Source organism: Pedobacter sp. TM02 (assembly GCF_059705275.1).
Map to the genome: position 1 here is coordinate 2512366 of NZ_AP046530.1, position 22124 is coordinate 2534489.

The window sequence follows — 22124 nt, forward strand, 5'->3', positions numbered from 1 at the left end:
GCTCGGCATGGCAATTTATAATTAACAAGTGAAGCAATAATCGAAAGATGCATGCAGCTAATACTAAAAAACGAACAACAAACCAGCTAACAATCGAGTAATGCAGACAACCAACCATATTTTAATGATCCGCCCTGTCGATTTCAAATTTAACGAGCAGACGGCTGGCAACAACAAATTTCAGCAGGCCAATTCGGCAAGCGATGTACAGCAAAAAGCATTACAGGAGTTTGATGGCTTTGTAGCGCTCTTGCGTGCAAACGGCGTAGAAGTAACGGTGGTTAACGATACCCTGCAACCCGAAACCCCCGATTCGATCTTTCCCAACAATTGGGTTTCTTTTCACCACAATGGCGAGGTGATCCTCTACCCTATGTTTTCGGTGAACCGCAGGGCCGAACGCCGATCAGACATTATGGAAAGCCTGGGCAAAACATTTGGCATCAGCAAAATTATCGACCTCAGCACTTACGAAAACAGCGAACGGTTTTTGGAAGGCACCGGTAGTTTGGTCCTCGATCGCGACCACAAAATTGCCTATGCCTGCCTATCGCTCAGAACCCATCAAGAAGTATTGGCCGATTTCTGCGAAAAAACCGGTTATCAGGCTGTTGTTTTCAGCGCAGTCGATTCGACCGGCTACCCCATTTACCATACCAACGTGATGATGTGCATTGGCGATCAGTTTGCCGTGGTTTGTTTCGATTCCATTCCCGACCCAAGCGAACAGGCCTTGGTCAGAGACAGTTTGAGCCAAAACGGCAAGGAAATCGTTTCCATTACTTTCGACCAGATGAACCATTTCGCCGGCAATATGCTGCAGGTCAGCAATAAAGAAGGCGAAAGTTTGCTGGTGATGTCGGAACAAGCCTACCTGTCGCTTACCCCAAACCAAATAACCGTTTTGGAAAAATACTGTAGACTGGTTTATGCGCCGCTATACACCATCGAAACCAACGGTGGCGGCAGTGCCCGGTGCATGCTGGCCGAAATCCATTTGCCACTTAAACCCTAAGCCAAAATGCGCTCGATTTTATACTCCTTGTTGTCCGCTATTTTGTTGCAGAGCTGCATTTCCAAAAATGAAACGCCGGTAGACAATCCGCCTGTGCTCATTCAGCATGCCAACCAGGTTCTGACCTTTGAGCTTAAGGATATCCTGATGGAAAACGAAAATGTTCAGCTAAAAGGAAGTAAATTCAACAACAAGGATTCGATGGTTTCGCAACTCGATGTAGTGATCAAAAACGCTGAACGCATTCCACTTGAACAGGAATTGCCCAATTTGGGCAAAAAGATTGGCATTATTGTGAAAACCGTTTTGTTGGACACCAACCAATACCAGCAATACAAAATCAGTTTCAGGGCAAAAGACGATCTTGAAAATCCTGCCGAAATTGTTGTTTTGGCTCGCGATATCACCTCTATCCCGCTCAATTCGTCATATTTTAAACCGGGCGCTTTAAAGCGTTAAACCGCGGAAAATGTGCTTTCTTCACTCCAACTTATTCCCAATTCGGCCTCACAATCTCTGCACAGCCAAACGAACTAATGAACCAGCAAGCGGATGAGCCAATGGACAAGCGAACTAATGACTGCTTCGCAGCATAAAAAATTTGTTTTTAACGGATAATTCTCAATTTAAAATTACATTTTTGCAAAAATTATTTAACGTAAATAAATGCAGAGTTATTCCGAATTTCTTGATCTGAGCGTAGGCTTTCCACAAGAAGGCTACAGCGTTATAGACGATGAGCTATACTTTCACGATCTAAATTTAATGGAAATGATAGAAACCTATGGTACGCCATTGCGTTTCACTTATTTGCCTATGGTAAGCAAGAAGATACAGCAGGCTAAACTGCTGTTCCAGACGGCTATCATCAAGAACAACTATCGTGGCGATTACAAATACTGTTATTGCACCAAAAGCTCGCATTTTAGACACATTGTAGAAGAAGCCCTCAAAAACGGCATCCACTTGGAAACCTCTTCTGCCTTCGATATGCCGATGATCGATGCATTGGAGAAAAAAGGTGTGCTCGACAAGAGCATTACCGTAATCTGCAACGGTTTTAAAACCTACCAGTACAAGCAGTACATTATCGATATGCTGCACGATGGCTATAAAAATATTATTCCGGTACTCGATAACAAGGAGGAATTCAACCTGTACGACGACGAGGTGGAGATGGATACGCCTTGCAACCTGGGCATCCGTATCGCAGCCGAAGAACAGCCTGATTCGCAGTTCTATACCTCACGTTTGGGCGTTCGTTTAGAAGATGTGATCGATTTTTACAACAACAAGATATCGGCCAACCCTAACTTTAAGGTAAAGTTGCTCCATTTCTTCATCAACTCGGGTATTACCGATTCTCCGTACTACTGGAACGAGCTGGAGAAGTACGTAACCTTGTACTGCAAGTTCAAGAAAATCAATCCTGATCTCGATACGCTAGATATTGGTGGCGGTATGCCATTCAAAGACAGTTTGGTATTCGATTTCGATTATGAATACATGGTAAACGAAATCGTGAAACGGATCAAGGAAATCTGCTCTGAGCACGAGGTGATGGAACCGGATATCATTACCGAATTTGGCAAATACACCGTAGCCGAGGCTTCGGGCATCTTATACAAGGTATTGGGCCGCAAGCAACAAAACGACCGCGAAAAATGGCTGATGCTGGATGGTTCTTTCATTACCAACCTGCCAGATGTTTGGGCCCTGAACCAAAAATATATCCTATTGCCAATTAACAATTGGGATGCGGAATACGAGCGCGTAAACCTGGGTGGCATTACCTGCGATGGCCAGGATTATTACAACCAGGAAGCACACATGAACAGTGTTTTTATGCCCAAAACCCGTAAAGTGCAATACCTCGGTTTCTTTAACACTGGTGCTTACCAAGAGGTATTGAGTGGTTACGGTGGCATACACCATTGCTTGTTGCCAAGTCCGAAGCACGTGATCATCAGGCGCAACAGAGACGAAACTTTCAACTTCGAGGTATTTGGAGAAGAGCAAAACAGCAAGCAAGTACTCAAAATCCTGGGTTACACCTAAAAAATACGGCAATCCTTCTCCAATCGGGAAGGATTTTTTGTTTAAGAGCCTGTTGTACAGCAGAAAGCTTCGGTTTTTTTGTTAACTTGTATAACCTATCAAAAACAATACGCTCATGTTAAAAGAAGTTAACTTAAACAAGGTTTTCGTTATCGATATCGAAACCATACCCCAATACGGGCATTTTGATGAAATGCCCCCAACCCTGCAGGAACTTTGGGAACACAAAACCAGGCTGCAGCGCAAAGACGAGTTTACGGCCGCCGAATTCTACGATCGTGCGGGCATCTGGGCCGAATTTGGCAAGGTCATCTGCATCAGCATTGGCTTTTTCCACCTGCAAAACAGACAGCAGTTTTTTAGGGTAAGTTCTTTTGCCGGACATGATGAAGCCGAAATCTTAACCAGCTTTGCCAAACTGTTGGGCGAACAAGGAACCGACCAACTGCTTTGCGCACACAACGGCAAAGAGTTCGATTTCCCCTACCTATGCCGACGCATGCTGATCAATGGCATTGCTATTCCGCCACAGTTGCAGATTGCAGGCAAAAAACCTTGGGAGGTTAACCACATCGACACCATGGAACTCTGGAAATTTGGCGATTATAAAAACTATACCTCACTAATCCTTTTGGCGGCCATATTCAACATTCCAACCCCCAAAGACGATATGGACGGCAGTATGGTTAAAGCGGTGTATTATGAAGAAAAAGACCTGCCACGTATCGTTACCTACTGCCAAAAGGATGTCATTACAACGGCACAAATCCTTTTGCGCTTTAAAGGCTTGAAGGCAATTCCCGAAGAAAACATTACCTTAGTGAAGTAAATGCTAAACGTTAAAGAACTCGCCATCGAATTTTACAGCCAGGAAGACAAAACCTGGACCGAAGCCGTACACAAAATCAGCTTTAAACTCGACAAGGGCAAAGTATTGGGTATCGTGGGCGAATCAGGTTCCGGCAAATCGGTTACCTCTTTTTCTATTATGCGCCTGCACGATTCGAAGAATACGCACATCAACGGCGAAATAGACTTTGAGCATAGCAGCCTGCTCAGCCTTTCCGATAACGAAATCAGAAACTTCAGGGGCAACAAAATCTCCATGATCTTTCAAGAACCCATGACTTCGCTCAACCCGGTATTCACTTGTGGATATCAGGTACAGGAAGCCATCATGCTCCACCAAAAAATAGACAGACAAACGGCAAAAAGCAAAACCATTGCCCTTTTTAAGGAGGTGCAGTTGCCCAGGCCCGAACAGATTTTCGAAAGTTATCCGCACCAGCTTTCCGGCGGACAAAAACAGCGTGTCATGATCGCCATGGCCTTGAGCTGTAATCCCGAACTGCTCATTGCCGACGAGCCGACTACCGCCCTGGATGTAACCGTACAAAAAACCATCCTCGATTTATTGTTGCGCCTCAAAACCGAACGCAACATGGGCCTCATCTTCATTTCGCATGATTTGGGCGTCATCAGCGAAATTGCCGACGATCTTTTGGTGATGTACAAAGGCGATATCGTTGAACAAGGCCCTGCCAAAAAACTGTTCCAAAATCCGCAACACCCCTATACCAAAGGCTTGCTGGCCTGTAGGCCCTCTCCGCAACGGCGACTAAAAAAGCTGCCCACCGTAGCCGATTTCCTGAACGAAAACAAGGATGTCGCCCTCCAGCATCAGCTCGAAATCAACAGCTTTACCGAAGCAGAAATCAGGCAAAGGCGCGAACAGCTATACCAACAAAAGCCCTTGCTCGAAGTACAAAATCTTTGTACCTGGTACCCCATCAACAAAGGATTGTTCGGCAAGAGCAAAAACTATGTAAAAGCAGTCGACGACATCAGCTTAAAGGTTTATCCTGGCGAAACGCTGGGTTTGGTGGGCGAATCGGGCTGTGGCAAAACCACTTTGGGCAGAAGCATATTGCGCCTGGTAGAGCCGACCTCGGGAAGGTTGCTTTTTAACGGCACCGACCTTACCCAATTGGGCCGAAACGAACTCCGTAAAATGCGAAGAGATATCCAGATCATCTTTCAAGACCCCTACTCGTCGCTCAACCCCAAAATGACCGTAGGAAACTCCATTATGGAGCCGCTGCAGGTACATGGCCTCTTTAAAAACGACCAAGAAAGAAAGACTCACGTATTGAACCTGCTCGAAAAAGTAAACCTCAAACCCGAGCACTTCGACCGCTACCCGCACGAATTTTCTGGCGGACAGCGCCAACGCATCGTCATTGCCCGTGCCCTGGCCCTGCAGCCCAAATTCATCATCTGCGACGAATCCGTTTCGGCACTCGATGTATCGGTACAAGCCCAAGTATTGAATCTTTTGCGCGAACTGCAACAGGAATTTGGCTTAACCTACATCTTTATTTCGCATGATTTGGCGGTAGTTAAACATATTTCAGACCGGATGATTGTGATGAACAAAGGAAAAATCGAGGAAGAAGGTTTTCCGGATGAGATCTATAACCATCCAAAAGCCGCCTATACCCAAAAGCTGATTGATGCCATTCCCGGAAAAACGGCAGCGCCGTTAGCCAGTTAGTTTTCCTGCTTTTCAAGACCCAATCAGGCCAAATGCTAAAGCTTAAGGCCCTGCAATATGTTATAGCCGTGTTATTTCTCGCCAAAAATAGCCCAAGCTAAACATACATTTGCTATATTGTGAACAACACAAATACAAGCTATGGCAAAAAACAAATCCGCTCACATCGAACAGGTTCTTACCCAATTGATTAGCGATATATTCGAAAAAAACAAAAATGTACCGCTTAACCATAAGCAAGTTGCGGCCAAGCTAAACCTCAAAGACGTTGCCTCTACCGATACCATTCTCGAAGTATTAAAAGAACAGGTAAACAAAGGGCTTTTTACACAACCCGAAAGAGGCAAATTCCGCTTAAAAGACCTTAAAACATTCGTGGTGGGCACCGTTGACATGACCGCCGACGGCTCTGCGTTTATTGTACCAGATGATGAGTTTGAAAAAGATATTTATGTAGCCCCTAGAAAGCTGCGCAACGCCCTGCACGGCGACAAGGTAAAGGTTTACGTTTTCAAGAAAAAGACCGGCCGTAAAAACGAAGGCGAAGTCGTGGAAATCATTACCCGTTTAAAAACCGATTTTATTGGCGTGGCCAAAGTATCGGAGCGTTTCGCTTTTGTTATTCCCGACGACCGCAAGATGCTGCACGACATCTTTGTGCCTTTAAACGACCTTAATGGCGCCAGAAACGGACAAAAAGTTCAGGTAAGCATTACCGATTGGCCCGAAGGTGCCAAAAATCCTATCGGGAAAATCATCAATGTTTTAGGCGAACAAGGCGAAAACAATACCGAAATGAATGCCATATTGGCTCAATATGGTTTTCCGCTCAGTTTTCCGCCAGAAGTGGAGGCCGAAGCCAATGCCATTCCCGAACAGGTTAGCGAAGCCGAAATCAATGGAAGAAGGGATTTCAGGAATACGGTAACCTTTACCATAGACCCAATTGATGCCAAGGATTTTGACGATGCCATTTCCTTTAAAAAACTGCCCAATGGCAATTACGAAATCGGTATTCACATTGCCGACGTGTCGCATTACGTATTGCCCAAAAGCATGCTCGACAAGGAGGCTTACGAACGTGCTACTTCGGTATATTTGGTAGACCGCGTTATTCCGATGCTGCCCGAGCGCCTCAGCAATGGCGTGTGTTCGCTACGCCCGCACGAAGACAAGCTCTGCTTTGCCGCGGTTTTCGAATTAGACGAACATGCCAACATCCACAACGAATGGTTTGGCCGCACGGTAATCCATTCTGATCGGCGCTTTACCTACGAAGAAGCCCAAGAAGTAATTGAAGCCAAAAGCGGAGATTTTGCCGAAGAAATCCTCAAGCTCAACGAACTTGCCTATATTTTAAGAGAACGCAAGTTTAAAAACGGCGCCATCAGTTTCGAAAGCACTGAGGTAAAATTCAAGCTCGACGAAAGTGGAAAACCCATCGGCGTATATGTAAAAGAACGCAAGGATGCACATAAGCTTATCGAAGACTACATGTTGCTAGCCAACAGAAAAGTAGCCGAATTTATTGCCAAAAAAGGAAAAGGCAAACAAAAATATACTTTCGTTTACCGCGTTCACGATGCACCAAACCTCGAAAACCTGAACAATTTCGCCAGTTTTGCATCGCGTTTTGGTTATAAGATCAATATGAAAAGCGATAAGGAAATAGCCAAATCGCTCAATTACCTGATGGAAGACGTAGAAGGCAAGAAAGAACAGAACATCCTGACCCAATTGGCAATCCGCTCGATGGCCAAAGCCATTTACACCACCAAAAAAACAAGCCACTACGGATTGGCATTCGATTATTATACCCACTTTACCTCGCCAATTAGGCGTTACCCCGATGTCATGGTACATCGCTTGCTGGCGCTCTACCTCGACGGTGGCAAATCGGCCAATGCCGAAGAATACGAAGCCGCCAGCGTACACTCGTCGGCCATGGAAAAACGCGCAGCGGATGCCGAAAGGGCTTCGGTAAAATACAAACAAGCCGAATATCTAGAAGAAAACGTAGGCAAAACCTACATGGGCATTATTTCTGGCGTTACAGAATGGGGAATGTATGTAGAGATTATCGAAAATAAATGCGAAGGCATGGTACGTTTGCGCGACATTTCGGACGATTTTTACGTATTGGACGAAAAGAACTATTGCATAGTTGGCCAGCGCAAAAAGAAAAAATACCAATTGGGCGACGAAGTACAAATAAAAGTAAAGAAAGTGGATCTGTCTAAGCGACAAATAGATTTTTCGTTAGTACAACAATAGTTTAGCAGCCTATGAAAAAATTGGCCATCTCTATCGTATTGCTCTTTTTTGTCGTTACTGCCCAGGCACAAAACCTTTTGCAGGGCCGTATAGTTGACGAAGCTACTGGTACAGGCATCCCTTTTGTATCGGTGGGTATTTTAGGGACCAACAATGCCTCGGTAAGCAACGAAAACGGCGATTTTGTACTCAAGGCGCCAACCTATCCGGCCAAGCTGCGTTGCAGCCACGTGAGCTATTTAACCAGCGACATGGTATTGCAGGAAAGCAGCAGTACGCCGATAATCGTCAAGCTAAAGCCGGCCAGTATCAGTTTGAATACGGTAACCATTGATCCTTATCAGGGTCAGCGGATTTTAAAGGCTGCTTTTGAAAAAGCCAAGGCCTACGAAAACAACAACTCTTATGTAAACGCTTTTTACAGGCAATTAACTACCTTAAATGGCAAGCCCAGCCAGATTTACGAACTCTTTTTCGACCTGCAGTGGAGTCCCAAACGTGTACAGGGCTGGATTGCCAAACAAAGCCGCTTTGCCCAACTAAACGAACAGGCTGCCTTTTCACTCGATAACCAATCCTATTATACCTTCACGGTAAGCGGTTATCTTTTTCCGGATAACGGCGGAAAGTTCGTGAACCTGAATACATTGGCCGATTACGAAATCAATGTAGAGAAATACATCGAACAGGCCGACCAAAAAATAGCAGTAGTTTCCTGCAAATACAAAAAGGCACGGAAAAACCAGTATTACGTAAATTCTACCTACTACGTGGGTACCGACGATTCGAAAATCTACCGCTTGGAAAACAGCGTATTTAATCTGCCCATCAGGCTTTCCCATGCCAGCGCCAAACTGCCGCCCATTGTTACCACCGTGGCTACCTTTAACGGAACGGCACACCCTATTCCGGTACTGGAAAGCGTTTCTACCAAAATGTACCTCAGCCTCAACGTCAAAGGACGGGAAATCAATCCGGGCATCAGCTCGCTGCTAACCGTTTACAACATAGACAACGATTTAAAAGACCAACAATTTGAGGCGCTTAATCGCCGAACAAAAGACAAAACGGTAATCGAATCCATCAAATACGACCCCAACTTTTGGAGGAACAACCCCATTGTAAAACAAACCACTTTAGAAGATTCTTTTATCAAAATGATGGAAAGCAAAGCTGCTTTCGGTACCATGACTAACCCTTAAGTAATGCAAAGTCCTACACAACTACAAGAAATCATAGAAAACGCCATTCCTAAAATAGTATATCCAGCACACCCTGCCGATTTGTATGAGCCCATCCGTTATATCATGAGCCTGGGTGGCAAAAGAATAAGACCGGTAATGGTGCTCATGGCTACAGAGCTTTTTACGGACGAGATCAACAAGGCCTTGGATGTGGCGCTGGCCATAGAAACCTTCCATAATTTCACCCTTGTACACGATGACATCATGGACAATGCTCCTTTGCGCAGAGGCAAACAAACCGTTCACGAAAAATGGGGCAGCAACAATGCTATCCTCAGCGGGGATGTGATGATGGTCGAATCGAACAAGCATCTTTCCAAAGTAGACGTAAGCGTACTCAAACCCGTGCTCGATACCTTTAATGCAACTGCACAAGGCGTTTGCGAAGGCCAGCAGCTCGATATGGAATTTGAAACTCGTGATAATGTAGCCATCGCAGAATATCTGGAGATGATTCGCCTAAAAACCGCAGTGCTGTTGGGTGGCGCCATGAAATTGGGCGCCATTGTAGGCGGTGCCGATGATAAAAATGCAGAATTACTTTATCAATTCGGGGAGAATTTAGGCGTAGCTTTTCAGTTGCAAGATGATATTTTAGATGTTTATGGCGATCCGGAGAAATTCGGCAAACAAGTGGGCGGCGACATCATCTCCAATAAAAAAACCTTCCTACACCTCACGGCAAAGGAGTTATTAAATCCCGAAGAACTTTCTATCCTTTTAGAGAACCGAGAAAATACAGAAATGAAGGTAAAAGCCGTTACGCAGCTATACAACAATTACCAAGTTAAGGAACTGGCCAATTTAGAAATGGAAAAATATTTGGCAAAAGCTTACCAAGCGCTTGATGGAATTACCGTATCCGAAAACAGAAAAGTATATTTCAGGCAATTGGTAAAGCAAATCATGGAAAGAGAAAACTAGCTATTCAAAACGCTTGGTATAAGGCCACAATAAGAGGTTGATCGTTTTCTTATAATCGTTCAAAGCATCCTCTCCTCGATATTGCCGGGTAAGTTCGTTATGTGACAACCAGAAATCGCTAATGATAAAAAACTGCTTAACCAGTCCCAGTTTATTGGATGTTGGGATATCGTCCCTAAAAATTCCATGTTGAGCCAAAGCATCGAAAAAGCTTACAAACTGTTGTTCCCTTTTTTGGATCAGCTGATTATAACTGGCTTTAATCTCCGGAATCCAGTTCGCTATTTCCACAAAGTTGATGAATATGAAACGGTATTTATTGACTAGTTGGAAGGAGATTGCTGCTAGGGCATCTATAGTGGCTAAATTAATCGAAGCCTGTTGCGCATTCAGCATCAAATCATCATAAGCCGAAGCAAGTTCATTAAATAAAGCCCTTATAATATCCTCGGTGTGCTTAAAGTGATAATGTAAATTACCACCGCTCAAGCCAATGCTCGCTGCAATATGCCTTGTTGTAACACTCCTGATTCCCTGTTCATTGTAAAGCTGTAATGCGGCATTCAATATTTTTTCTTTGGTTTTCATGCCTAAATTTAGAACAAATGTTCTAAATTTGAAAATAATTTAAATTTTAGGTATGCGCACTGGCAAAAGCAAAAATTGGTTCTTTAGGAATTTACATGAAATCAGAATGACGATCTTTCCAGAAGACGTTAACGACTCAAGATTTAAAAAAGCTGGAAAAAATGTTGGGTGGTTAATGTTTTTAATGTTGTTGCTATGCGCCACAGCCGGAGTTATAACCGCAGCATCTTTCGCTCACTAATAGTACTGATCTTTGATAGATATTTGGCATTTTATTGCTGTTCGTGGATATTGGTGAGATACACGCGCAAACTGGAAATGCCCATTCCTCTCATTAATAATTGGCTTACGGATTTTGTTTTTGTGCCGTTGCTTATCCATATTCCGTTTGTACTGGGTTCACTAATTTTTGTGCCAGATGGAACTTTTAAATATCCACTTTATCAAATCCTGAGTATTGCTTTACTTGCGGCGCTGGTTTTTGAAGGTTGCCTACCCTACTTCACGCCTTACAACACTGCGGATTTTTATGATATATTGGCCTATTTTGCGGGTGGAGTATTCTATTATGCTGTGCATCAAAATCATACCTCCAAAAAAATCAAGAGTGCTTTCGAAAAAAGGCAAGGCCTACATCATCAATAACATAAAACAAAAAAGCCGAACAAATGATGTTCGGCTTTTTTTATGCTGTATTACAAATATTATTCAGCGGTTTCTGCAGCTGGAGCTTCGTCATCGGCTTTAGCTGCTTTTTTTGCAGGGGCTTTAGCGGCTTTAGGCGCTGCTTCTTTTTTAGCGGCAGGTGCTTTTTTGGCTGGTGCTTCAGCAGCAGCTTCAACAACTGGTTTCGCAGCTTTGGCTGCTTTCTTAGGTGCTGCAGTTTTTACTGGAGCATCATCAGCAACTGGAAGTACAGAAACATAAGATTTGTTGTCGCGTTTCTTTTTGAACAATACGATACCAGGTACCAAAGCGAACAAAGTATGGTCTTTACCAATACCTACACCTTTGTCTGGGTGGTGTTTTGTACCACGTTGACGAACGATGATGTTACCAGCGATAGCTTGTTGACCACCAAAAATTTTGATACCTAAACGCTTGCTATGCGATTCACGTCCGTTTTTCGAACTACCGGCTCCTTTTTTATGTGCCATTTTCTTTTATATTTTTTACAGATTGGAAATCCCAATCTCAGAATTAAACAAAAAATTAACTACAGAGTGATATTCTCAATCTGGATTTTGGTGAAATACTGGCGGTGACCATTTTTCTTTTTGTAACCTTTTCTACGTTTCTTTTTGAAAACGATTACTTTATCACCTTTTAAATGAGACACGATTTTAGCTGTAACCGATGCACCTTTTACCGCAGGAACGCCTACTGTAATCTTACCACCATTATCAACCAACAATACATTGTCAAATTCAATACTAGCGCCCTCATCTCCTTGTAAACGGTGTACAAAAAGGTGCTGGTCTTTTGCAACTTTGAATTGCTGTCCTGCTATATTTACTATTGCGTACATTGTTAAATAATTATTTTAGACTTGTTTTTATTTTTTTATCGAGGTGCAAATATAGAACAATTAATTTTCAAACACAAATAGATATACAAAATAATTTGTACCGGTTAAAACCATGATAAACAGACTCTTTTCAAGAAGAGTTTCCGATCACGTAATCACATATAACGATCAGTTCAAAAAAAGCTAATGACGATAGATAAAATTTTAGAAATTGGCACCGACCACAAAGAGCGGCTTTTCATTAACCCAACAAAGAATGCTTTGCTTTGATTTATAGAACGGCAACAGAAGATCATTGCGACCACAATAGGCTTTTTCTTTATTCGACAAACCCAAGAGAATGGCGGAATGCAGTTGTAAACTTGCTTTGACGGATAATACAAAATGGACAAATGTACCAGACGAACTAAAAAACAAATAATTCAACAACAAAGAGGTACTTTATAACAAGGCATTGCCAAACATGGAGCTGAACAGCTTTTCTGGAACATTTTGCAGTATTCAGTTGCCGCATTTCAGTTAATCTGTATTGCTAACCCCCGCCAGATCGCTGTGCCTGATAAAAAAGCCAAAATATTTTCTTTTATTACGAATATTTCGTAGATTTACGAAATACAAATAATTTAGCCCATGAAAAGGTTCTTGTTTACAGCATTATCCCTCTTGCTTACAACACTGGCAATGGCCCAAAATGCCGAACCGGTAGTGGCCAGGGTAAAATACAATTTTATTCATGTGAGAGACACCAACAAGCGCAGCATGCCTTATGTCGAAGACATGATCTTGATGATGGGCAAAAGCTCGTCGTGGTATACCAGCGAAACCAGGCTTAAAGAAAAAGTGGCTGCCATGGAGCGCGATAACGAGCTGATCAGGAACAATGGTGGCGTTACCAACGGTGTAATTTTTCGGGCACAAAAAAGAACACCCACCAGTATGTATGATCTTTATTTCTTTCGCGCTATCAATAAGCTCTATGTGGGCGAGTGGATGATTAATTTCTATTATACCGAGGAAGACATCCCGCACATCAATTGGGAAATCACCAAAGATACAGCCAGTTTCTCCGGACTTCAATGCCAAAAAGCCATGGCATTGTTCAAAGGCAGAAACTGGACGGCATGGTTTGCGCCCAGCATCCCCTTTCCAAACGGCCCATGGAAACTAAACGGCCTGCCCGGATTGATCGTGGAAGCCTACGACAGCAAAAAAGACGTTCAGTTTCTATTTAATGGCTTTGAAACCGTCAATCGTGAATCTGCAAGCCAAACCCCTAAAATAAGTGGCGAAATGATGGATATTAGCGAAATCACAAACCAAATCAAGCTACCAAGCAAAGCCATTGCCATTAAAACCACCAAGGACGAGATGCAACGGCTAAAAATGGCCTATGCCGAAGACCCTATGGGTTTTGCCAAAACACAACTTGCCGGAACGCCTTTCGGAAAGCTGCTCGAAAACAAGCCCAATATGCCGAAAAAAGTAGTTTTCATGAACAATCCCATAGAACTTCCTTAGCCTATTGCAAAAGCACCATATGTCAAACGCGTCCATTTCTACGAAAAATTCGTAGAAATGGACGCCATAAAACCACCCCTACTCACATGAGATTACTAAAAATCACCCTTATTGCCTTCTCTTGCACCAGCATGGCTTGGGCACAATCGCCAGAAAAAGCACTCGCAAAAGTCAGCTATTCATTCTCGCATATCAGAGACACCACCAACAAAGCCAATCCCTACACCGAGAATATGGCTCTGCTGATTGGCAAAAATGCTTCGGTTTATGCCAGCTATGACAAACTAACTCAAGGCATCGAACGGAAAAGGCAGATTGAGGAACAGATAAAAAACACTGCGCCAGGCGAACCTATCCGCATCAACGTAGGCAAAGTTAAGCCTACTACGGCCATTGAGCTGTACAGCTTCTTCAAAGAGAATAAGCTTTTTACCCGGGAGCTCATCATCAACATCTATCTTACCGAAGAGCCTTTGCCCAAAATCAGCTGGAGGATTACTAAAGATACGGCCAGCTTTTCGGGGATTGCCTGCAAAAAAGCCACAGCACATTTTAAAGGTCGGGATTGGATTGCCTGGTTCGCACCAGAACTCCCCTTTCAAAGCGGGCCATGGAAACTCAATGGATTGCCTGGGCTAATCATACAAGCTTACGACGACAAAAAGGAGGTGCAGTTCCTCTTCGCAGGTTTTGAGAACATCAAGGAAGAAACGGCCGCTAAACCGATATTGTACCCAGAAAATACCGTTACTGTTTCTACCAGTGCATTAGCAGGCAACGAAATCAAGTTGCCTGCAGACGCCATCAGAACAAGCATAGCCGAGCTTAACAAGCTGAAGGAAGCCCGGGCAAAAGATCCTATAGGTTTTGCAAAGGCACAAATGACCAATAGTGGCGTAACCATAAGCAGCACGAGTAAACTGGCAGAAATTGCCTCAAAAAATGCCCTGAACAATCCAATAGAATTACCTGAACATAATTAAACCCTAAACAACATGAAAACCAGCTTCATTACCGGCCTATGCTTTGCACTTTCGCTTCAGGCCTTTGCACAAAATCCAGATCGGGCTTTAGCACGTGTCAAATACAGTTTTGTACACATCAAAGACACTACCCAAAAGAACAATCCCTACACCGAGAACATGCTTTTGGTGATTGGCAAAAATGCTTCGGTCTATACCAGCCTCGACCGACTAAACCGTAAATTGGTAGATGACGGAAAAGCCAAAGCGGAACCCGCAGCTCCTAATGCCCCATTCAAGCCTGTATCGCAGCAAGACTATTATTTTTTTGTGAAGGAAAACCTGTTTTTTATCAAAGAGAAAATCTATAACGAATACCTGGCCGAAGAAAAAGCACCCAAAATAAATTGGAAAACCACCAAAGATACCGCAAGCTTTTCGGGCATTGCCTGCAAAAAAGCCACCGCCTATTTCAAGGGCCGCAACTGGATTGCCTGGTATGCGCCAGAATTGCCTTTTCAAAGTGGTCCGTGGAAATTGAATGGCCTGCCAGGATTAATTGTAGAGGCCTATGACGACAAGCAACAGGTACAGTTCCATTTTGCGGGCATGGACAAGGTAAGCGCTGCCAATACCAACAGCGACAGCTACTTTTATGAAAGCGATATCAAATTGCCCAAAGATGCTAAGAGAACCGACATGAAGGAATACACTAGAATAAAAGAATTCTCTGTAAAGGATCCGGTCGGCTTTGCATCGGCAATGACGGGTATCGACCGCAAAGAAATTCGCATAGGCAAAAGCATGACTGGCATTGCGGGCCCAACCGTTACCAATAACCCTATAGAACTTCCCGAAAAAAAATAACTACAATCAGCAGATGAAACAATTATCAATAGCTTTCTTGCTGATATGGATTAGCACCAATGGTTTTGCGCAAAAGGCAGACCAGGTGCTGGCCCGTGTAAGCTATACCTATACCCAAAAAGCAGACACTTTAAAAAGCGGAAAAGTCATTAATCATAACATGCTCCTTTTTGTAGGCAAAGATGCTTCTTTGTATACGAGCTACGACAAGATTAGGCACGAAGTGGCCGAAGACCAGAAATTTAGGGCTATGATTGCCAATAGGGCCGGTTCAAACAAACCTGTAGCTTTTGTAACCGACGCCAACGCCACCAATTGGATGTACCGCACCTCTTATTTTTACTTTGCCCAGGAGAACAGGTTTTTTGGCAAGGAATTCATATCCCTGCAAAGTTACCTCTATGAAGAAAAAGTACCCGAAATCAAATGGCAGATTGCCAAAGATACCGCCAGCTTTTCGGGAGTGCATTGCCAAAAAGCCATCGCTACTTTCGAAGGCAAGAATTGGATAGCTTGGTTTGCACCCAGCCTGCCCTTTCGCTATGGGCCTTGGAAACTAAATGGCCTACCTGGACTGATTATTGAGGCTTACGATGAATCCAAAGATACCTGGTTCAGGTTTGCAGGCATAACGGATGCCAAGGAAGGCGATTTTCAGCGTGCCGATGATATCAGGAAAAGACCTAATGCCCACCCTGCCGATATCAACGCCATCGACCAGGTAATTGGCACTGATGTGGCTGGCGCCTATTTCGAAAACATCATCAAACTGCAAAAAAACGTCATTAAGACCACCAAAGAAGAGCTGGATAACCTCAGAGCTGCTTTTCAAAAAGACCCAAGAGGTTTTATTAAAGCCCAATCTGGCTATTAAATTTCTATTCGTTAAAAAATGTTAAATCATCACTAATACTACGAATTAATCGTAGATTTACGAATAATTAATTACAAACAAACCTAACATGATGAAAGCTATTTTAAGCACTATTCTAGCAACAGCTATTACAACTGTAGTTTTTGCACAAAACCCAGACAAGGCACTAGCCAGGGTACGATACAGTTTTTCGCACATTCAAGACACCACCCAGCGCGACAAGCCCTACACCGAGAACATGCTTTTGGCCATCGGCAAAAACGCCTCGGTTTACACCAGCTACGACAAGCTGAACAACGCAATAGCCTTGAACCAGCAACTACAGGAACAGATCAGGAATAATGCTGGTGGCCCACAAAACATCAGCATTAAAAGAACCTCTTCTAAGCCTACCAATTCATTAGATTATTTCTTCTTTGTAAAGGAAAACAAGTTCATAACCAAGGAACGCCTGTTTAACAACTACCTGATTGAAGAGGAAGCGCCAAAAATCAACTGGAAAATCACCAAAGACACAGCGAGCTTTTCGGGCGTGCACTGCCAAAAAGCGACCGCCCACTTTAAGGGCAGAAACTGGATTGCCTGGTACGCACCCGACATGCCTTTCCAGAGCGGGCCATGGAAACTGAACGGCCTGCCGGGATTGATTGTAGAAGCCTACGACGAGAAAAAGGAAGTACAGTTTCAATTTGCAGGCATAGACAAGGTTGACGAGACAAACATTACCGCTACTATAGAAGAAAAACCTATTTTAGGCAATGCCGTTAAAATTATGGGTATGGATGCCGCGGATGCTTATCTGGGAAGCGAAATCAAATTGCCTGCCGATGCGATTAAAACCAGCCAAAAAGAATACAACAAGCTCAAAGAGGCGCGCGACAAAGATCCACAGGGTTTCCTGAATGCTCAACTGGCCAATAGCGGCATACAAGGGTCGGTAAAAATGAACATGAATACCCAAATTAGGCCGGCAGGCACTTCGGGAATTGGAGGCCCAACCAAACCCACCATCAACAACCCGATAGAACTGCCAGAGAAAAAATAAGTTCACCGCTAAAACCGAATTCCATGAAAAAGCAATACACCCTTGCCTTGCTTTTCCTGTTGTTTGCCACCGTATCGGCTTTTGCCCAAAAACAGCTCAAAGGAAAAGTTAAGGATAGCAAAGGTGCTCCCATTGTGTCGGCCAACGTAAACCTGAAAGACAAAGATGGCAACATCATCAGCTTTACCAGAACCGACTCCAAAGGCGAGTACAGCCTAAGCCTCGGCGACGAAATCAAGGACCTGAGCATCGAAGCCACTATTATCGGCTATGAAAAAAAAGCCATAGCCATAAACGGCCTTAGCCAAAGCTACGACCTGGTGCTGCAGGATAGCGAGATCAACCTAAAGCCAGTTGTGGTTAAAAACAGGCCGGCTCTCACTTCAAACGGAGATACGCTGAACTACAAGACTTCTGATTTTGCCGACAAGCAAGACCGTAGCATTGGCGACGTACTAAAAAAAATGCCTGGCATTGAGGTGGCCGAAAATGGAAAGATCAGCTATAACGGCAAGAGCATTTCCAATTTCTACTTTGACGGCGACAACTTATTGGACGACAAATATGGAGTGGCCACCAAAAGCGTTCCGCATGGCGCAGTAGACAAAGTTCAGATTATTGAAAAAGACCAGCCGATTAAAATGCTACGCAAAAACAACATGAGCGACGATGTGGCCCTGAACCTGGTGATGAAAGACGAGGCTAGGCTCAAAATAATGGGCGACATCAAAGCAGGCCTAGGCACGCCAGATCGTTTTGACGGCAACCTCAATGCCATGATGTTTAAGAAAAACATCAAGTTCCTGAACAACATCAAGGGCAACAACATCGGTATTGATCCGGGGATTGACCTTACTTCTTTTAATGATTTCTTTAAAAGACAGGAAAACGACAAGCCTGGCAACTTTTTGTCGGCGGGCGCCGCGGGCGTACCTACCCTGCCCCAAAACCGTTCGCTGTTTAATAAAGCCGGACTGATTAACCTCAACAATTTGTTTAAGTTTAACCAAGACTTGCAGCTGAAAGCCAACGTATCTTATTTATACGACCAAAGGAACCAGCAGTACAACAAGTTTTCTGAAACTTATCTGCCGGGTCAAACCATCAGGTATACCGAGTTGCAAAACAACAGCATCAATCCACAAAAACTACATGCACAGCTAAACCTGAACAGCAATGCCGAAATGCATTACCTGAACAACACCTTTATTGCCGATTACAACCCGTTTAAAACCAACTCTGAAGTCTTTATTAACGGCATTGGGGCCAATCAGTTTTTATCGCAGCGGATGTTCGATATTTCCAACGAGTTTAATTACCGCAGGAAGCTGAAATCGACCATGGTTAACTTCTATTCGTACATTGATAGAAGTTCGCAGCCAGAAACCCTCAACATCAGGCCGGGCTTGAACGAAAACATCCTGAACAACAACACGCCTTATGCGGGATTAAACCAATACATCAGCTTTCCTACCTGGTTTACCAACAATTACTTCTCGTTTGCCTTGGTAAACGGCAAGTTTACACAAACCTATAAGGCTGGCTTCAATTGGCAAAACCAAAAACTAGGCTCCGAACTGTACCGAATCCAAAACGACCAAACCACCGAGCTGGTTTCGGCCGACATGACCAACGATTTAAACTGGACCAAGTTTAGGACCTATGCAGAGGCCAATTACGAATATGCGGGCGATAAACTTAAAGTTGGACTGGCTTTGCCGCTTAGCTACAACAACATCGACTATAACGATGCCAGCCATGCGCTGGATAAAAACCTCGAAAAGTTTTTTATCAACCCGGTCTTTAACATCAAGTACCAAACCGGCATCGAAAACTACATAACTGCCAACTATGGCTTTAAAAACGACCTTGGCGGACTTGATGAGGTTTATCGCGGCACCATCTTGAAGAACTACCGTTCGCTGTTTGCCAACGACGCCCCAATTTCGGAGAAAAAGACCCACTTCGCAGGTGCAGGCTTTAATTTCCGCAAGGCCATGCAGATGTTCTTTTTTTCGGTCAATGCAAACTACAGCAATACCACGCTCAACACCATTTCTTCTTATACCCTAACCAACAGTATCCAGCAAAGAATAGTACTGCCTTTGTCTAACCAGCTTAAGAGCTTCTCTGTAAGTGCCAACAGCAGCAAGTACCTGTTTAGCTGGCGCAGTACGATTAATGGTGCCGTAAGCTTTAGCCAAACCAAACTTGACCAGCTATTGAACAATGAGCTCTTGCCTTTTACTTCAGAAACCATGATATATAAGGCCGGTATCGAGTCTAAGCTGACTAGTTTCATGACTTGGTCTTACAACGCCAACTACTCGGTTAATACCAGCAAATCGTCTAAAGCCGATGCCATTACAACCAAATACCAACAACTGAGGCAACAATCGGCCCTTACGGCAACCCTATTCAGAAGCCTTTTCGTAAACCTTACCGGCGAGCATATTTTTACGCACCAAGCCAGTCAGCCAGACCTGAAGTACATTTTTGCCGATCTTAACGTGAGATACAGGTTTGTAAAGATCAAAACCGACTTGGAATTTGGCGTAACCAATTTAGCCAACGTCAAGAAATTTGAAGCCATTAACCTGAGCGTCAACTCGCTTACCTCTGGAACTTATTACATTCCGGGGCGTGTAGCCATGCTCAAAGCCACCTTTAATTTCTAAATAACCAAACAAACAACTATGAAAAAAGCCCCAAATCTGGGGCTTTTTCTTTGGGAATAAATCGTTGCGATACATAGGCAATCCCCGTTGTAATTTTAGGCAGGAACAGTTTTAGTGTTTGGTCTCTATCATGAAATTAGTTTCTTGAGTATCGTTCTTTTTCAGTATAATTCCCTTAACCAGTTTGGGTTCGAGCGATTTTTTCATTTCTGCCGCACTCACTTTTACGCCGTTTACATAATAATTCAATCGGTCGCTAACATTGATCGTGGTGCTATCGCTAGGTGTTTTCTTGGTGGCATAGCCTTTAACTACAATTACCTTGTCATTTGGAAATTCGCTTCTATCAAGAGGTTGGCCCATTTTGCCTTTAAATTCTATTTTTACGCTTTTTACTCCGCTTCTTACCAGTCCGGCTCCACTCAAGGTATCTCTACGAATCAACAGGGTATTTTTACCTTGTACTTTTCCTTTTAATGCCTCAACAAGCATTTCCCTTGTCTTTTCGTCAGCCAACAATCCGGGTAAATCTACATGGCCGGCTATTAGCGAATCGGCATTGAGATCAATTCGCCTCAACATGATACCAGCTACTGTTGTGCTATCGGATGGGGCTGCAACAGTTTGAAGTTTTCTTTTTCTAACTGCTTGCTGTTGCTGCTGTGGTACAACTTCGGCAGTGTCATGGGCACTAATGGTATGGGCAATGGCCGTCGTTAGGGGTGCCAAGTGTTTGCCAATATCTTTTTTGCTTACCGTAAAGGCCAATGTGGTTAGCAAAAGTACAGGCAATGCAAACATATAACGGCTCAGGGTTAAACGCGACGAACGTTTAGCATTCATCATCTTGATGCGCTTTTTCAGGTCGGACAGGTTAAAATTGTTCACAATGGCCACAGCAGGTGTTAAATTGCCTACATCCAACAAACTGTATTGATATGTTTTTCTGTCTACGCCCTTCTTCAGTATCTTTTCGTCGGTAATAAACTCAAGGTTTTCCTTAACCGCTTTTTTCATCAGCCAAACCCCAGGATTAAACCAGTAAAAAACTACACTCAGCTCGGCCAGCATAATATCCAGCGAATGCCATTGCTTTACATGTACTTTTTCATGTTCCAAAATGGTGGCCAGCTCTTTTTCCTTGTGCATTGCCGGGTTGATGTAAACGGTTTGCCAAAATGAAAACGGACTCACCGGCTCTTCCAATACCCTTACCGGATAATTGGCTACCTGGCCCGGTGCCGACCTGCGGTGCATCCTGTACAGCGATATAAACTGAACCAGCAACCTCAAGGCCATGAGCACTACACCTGCATAAAACAAAACCGTAAGCAATTGCCAGTTGAGTGCGATAAATTGACTGGGCACCAGCGTGGCCGCCTTTTGGTTAAGCTCTGAAACAAAAGCCACCTTTTGACTGATTGCTTTCTGGTTATGAAAAAAATCGGTGAGGTTAATGAAGGGGTAAATGGTCGAAAACAAGATGCCGAAAACCAAAAACATACGGTTGAGCGTATAAAAGGTCAATCGGCGCAAAACCAGGTAATAAGTGGCTCCAAAAAGGATAAGCACCAGGTTTATTTTAAGCAAGATGACAAAAAAGTGTGGCATAGCATTACTTTTCAGGGTTTTCGATCAGATTGATAATCTCTTTAAGTTCTTCGGCACTGATTTTTTTGTCTTTGGCAAAAAAAGCAACCAGCTCTTTGTACGAACTCTGGAAATAACTGTTTACAAAACCGCTCATGAAACGCTTTTTATATTCGGCTTCTTTTACCTTGGCGCTATAGCGATTGGCATTGGCATAACGCTCGCTTTTTAGAAAGCCCTTGCGTTCGAGGTTTTTAATAGTCGAAGCCAAAGTGGTATAGGGAGGTTTGGGCTCTGGCATGGCATCCATGAAATCTTTGATAAAACCCGGGCCGGCCTGCCATACGGCAAGCATCGCTTCTTCTTCCTGCGCAGTTAATTTTTCCATCATTTACGAATATATCG

Annotated in this window: 20 protein-coding genes; 15 read left to right on the forward strand and 5 right to left on the reverse strand. The window is 43.7% G+C overall.

Annotated elements, in window-relative coordinates; genetic code table 11:
- Positions 1–100: 100 nt before the first annotated feature.
- The 8 genes from ctlX to AC6H1S_RS10660 all read left to right on the forward strand — a co-directional run bounded on the left by ctlX (position 101) and on the right by AC6H1S_RS10660 (position 10069).
- A complete protein-coding gene (gene ctlX / locus AC6H1S_RS10625; protein WP_199138708.1) occupies positions 101–1015 on the forward strand; it encodes a citrulline utilization hydrolase CtlX in 915 nt (304 codons plus the stop codon).
- Positions 1016–1021: 6 nt separating this feature from the next.
- Complete coding sequence (locus AC6H1S_RS10630; RefSeq protein ID WP_199138706.1) at positions 1022–1474, forward strand: hypothetical protein; 453 nt, start codon at positions 1022–1024, stop codon at positions 1472–1474.
- A 207-nt stretch (positions 1475–1681) separates the two neighbouring features.
- Complete coding sequence (locus tag AC6H1S_RS10635; protein WP_199138704.1) at positions 1682–3073, forward strand: arginine decarboxylase; 1392 nt, start codon at positions 1682–1684, stop codon at positions 3071–3073.
- 115 nt (positions 3074–3188) lie between these two features.
- A complete protein-coding gene (locus tag AC6H1S_RS10640) occupies positions 3189–3902 on the forward strand; it encodes a 3'-5' exonuclease (protein ID WP_497563583.1) in 714 nt (237 codons plus the stop codon).
- Entirely contained in the window at positions 3903–5627 is a 1725-nt protein-coding gene (locus AC6H1S_RS10645) for an ABC transporter ATP-binding protein (protein WP_497563584.1), read from the forward strand.
- Between the two features lie 141 nt (positions 5628–5768).
- The gene (gene rnr, locus AC6H1S_RS10650; protein WP_497563585.1) at positions 5769–7901 is read left to right on the forward strand and encodes a ribonuclease R; all 2133 of its coding nucleotides are present in this window, start codon (positions 5769–5771) and stop codon (positions 7899–7901) included.
- Positions 7902–7912: 11 nt separating this feature from the next.
- Positions 7913–9103 carry a carboxypeptidase-like regulatory domain-containing protein gene (locus AC6H1S_RS10655; protein ID WP_199138695.1) on the forward strand — a complete coding sequence of 397 codons (1191 nt, stop codon included), beginning with the start codon at positions 7913–7915 and terminating at the stop codon, positions 9101–9103.
- A 3-nt stretch (positions 9104–9106) separates the two neighbouring features.
- On the forward strand, positions 9107–10069 hold the full coding sequence (locus tag AC6H1S_RS10660) for a polyprenyl synthetase family protein (protein WP_497563586.1): 963 nt from the start codon (positions 9107–9109) through the stop codon (positions 10067–10069).
- On the opposite strand, the gene AC6H1S_RS10665 is transcribed toward AC6H1S_RS10660, so the two are convergent.
- Entirely contained in the window at positions 10070–10657 is a 588-nt protein-coding gene (locus AC6H1S_RS10665; RefSeq protein ID WP_497563587.1) for a TetR/AcrR family transcriptional regulator, read from the reverse strand. It abuts the gene before it with no gap.
- Between the two features lie 195 nt (positions 10658–10852).
- Between AC6H1S_RS10665 and AC6H1S_RS10670 the strand changes: the two genes are divergently transcribed.
- Positions 10853–11302 (forward strand): hypothetical protein, encoded by a 450-nt coding sequence (locus AC6H1S_RS10670; RefSeq protein WP_497563588.1) that lies wholly within the window; start codon positions 10853–10855, stop codon positions 11300–11302.
- A 59-nt stretch (positions 11303–11361) separates the two neighbouring features.
- Here AC6H1S_RS10670 and rpmA read toward each other — a convergent pair whose 3' ends face one another.
- Together rpmA and rplU are read right to left on the reverse strand one after the other, a co-directional pair.
- Positions 11362–11814 (reverse strand): 50S ribosomal protein L27, encoded by a 453-nt coding sequence (rpmA, locus tag AC6H1S_RS10675; RefSeq protein ID WP_199138691.1) that lies wholly within the window; start codon positions 11812–11814, stop codon positions 11362–11364.
- Positions 11815–11873: 59 nt separating this feature from the next.
- Complete coding sequence (gene rplU, locus AC6H1S_RS10680) at positions 11874–12185, reverse strand: 50S ribosomal protein L21 (protein WP_199138690.1); 312 nt, start codon at positions 12183–12185, stop codon at positions 11874–11876.
- A 630-nt stretch (positions 12186–12815) separates the two neighbouring features.
- On the opposite strand from rplU, the gene AC6H1S_RS10685 reads away from it, so the two are divergent.
- The 6 genes from AC6H1S_RS10685 (at position 12816) to AC6H1S_RS10710 (ending at position 20129) form a co-directional block, all read left to right on the forward strand.
- Positions 12816–13703 (forward strand): GLPGLI family protein, encoded by an 888-nt coding sequence (locus AC6H1S_RS10685; RefSeq protein WP_497563589.1) that lies wholly within the window; start codon positions 12816–12818, stop codon positions 13701–13703.
- A gap of 86 nt (positions 13704–13789) precedes the next feature.
- Entirely contained in the window at positions 13790–14686 is an 897-nt protein-coding gene (locus AC6H1S_RS10690) for a GLPGLI family protein (protein WP_497563590.1), read from the forward strand.
- A gap of 12 nt (positions 14687–14698) precedes the next feature.
- Positions 14699–15532, forward strand: a complete 834-nt coding sequence (locus AC6H1S_RS10695) for a GLPGLI family protein (RefSeq protein ID WP_199138686.1) — start codon at positions 14699–14701, stop codon at positions 15530–15532.
- Positions 15533–15545: 13 nt separating this feature from the next.
- Positions 15546–16406 (forward strand): GLPGLI family protein, encoded by an 861-nt coding sequence (locus tag AC6H1S_RS10700; RefSeq protein ID WP_497563591.1) that lies wholly within the window; start codon positions 15546–15548, stop codon positions 16404–16406.
- Between the two features lie 88 nt (positions 16407–16494).
- Positions 16495–17451 (forward strand): GLPGLI family protein, encoded by a 957-nt coding sequence (locus AC6H1S_RS10705; RefSeq protein ID WP_497563592.1) that lies wholly within the window; start codon positions 16495–16497, stop codon positions 17449–17451.
- A gap of 23 nt (positions 17452–17474) precedes the next feature.
- Positions 17475–20129 (forward strand): TonB-dependent receptor, encoded by a 2655-nt coding sequence (locus tag AC6H1S_RS10710; protein ID WP_497563593.1) that lies wholly within the window; start codon positions 17475–17477, stop codon positions 20127–20129.
- Between the two features lie 111 nt (positions 20130–20240).
- Here the strand turns inward: AC6H1S_RS10710 and AC6H1S_RS10715 are convergent, their stop codons facing one another.
- Together AC6H1S_RS10715 and AC6H1S_RS10720 are read right to left on the reverse strand one after the other, a co-directional pair.
- Positions 20241–21740, reverse strand: coding sequence for a M56 family metallopeptidase (locus AC6H1S_RS10715; RefSeq protein WP_497563594.1), 1500 nt, complete (start codon positions 21738–21740; stop codon positions 20241–20243).
- 4 nt (positions 21741–21744) lie between these two features.
- Complete coding sequence (locus AC6H1S_RS10720) at positions 21745–22110, reverse strand: BlaI/MecI/CopY family transcriptional regulator (RefSeq protein ID WP_497563595.1); 366 nt, start codon at positions 22108–22110, stop codon at positions 21745–21747.
- Positions 22111–22124: the final 14 nt, after the last annotated feature.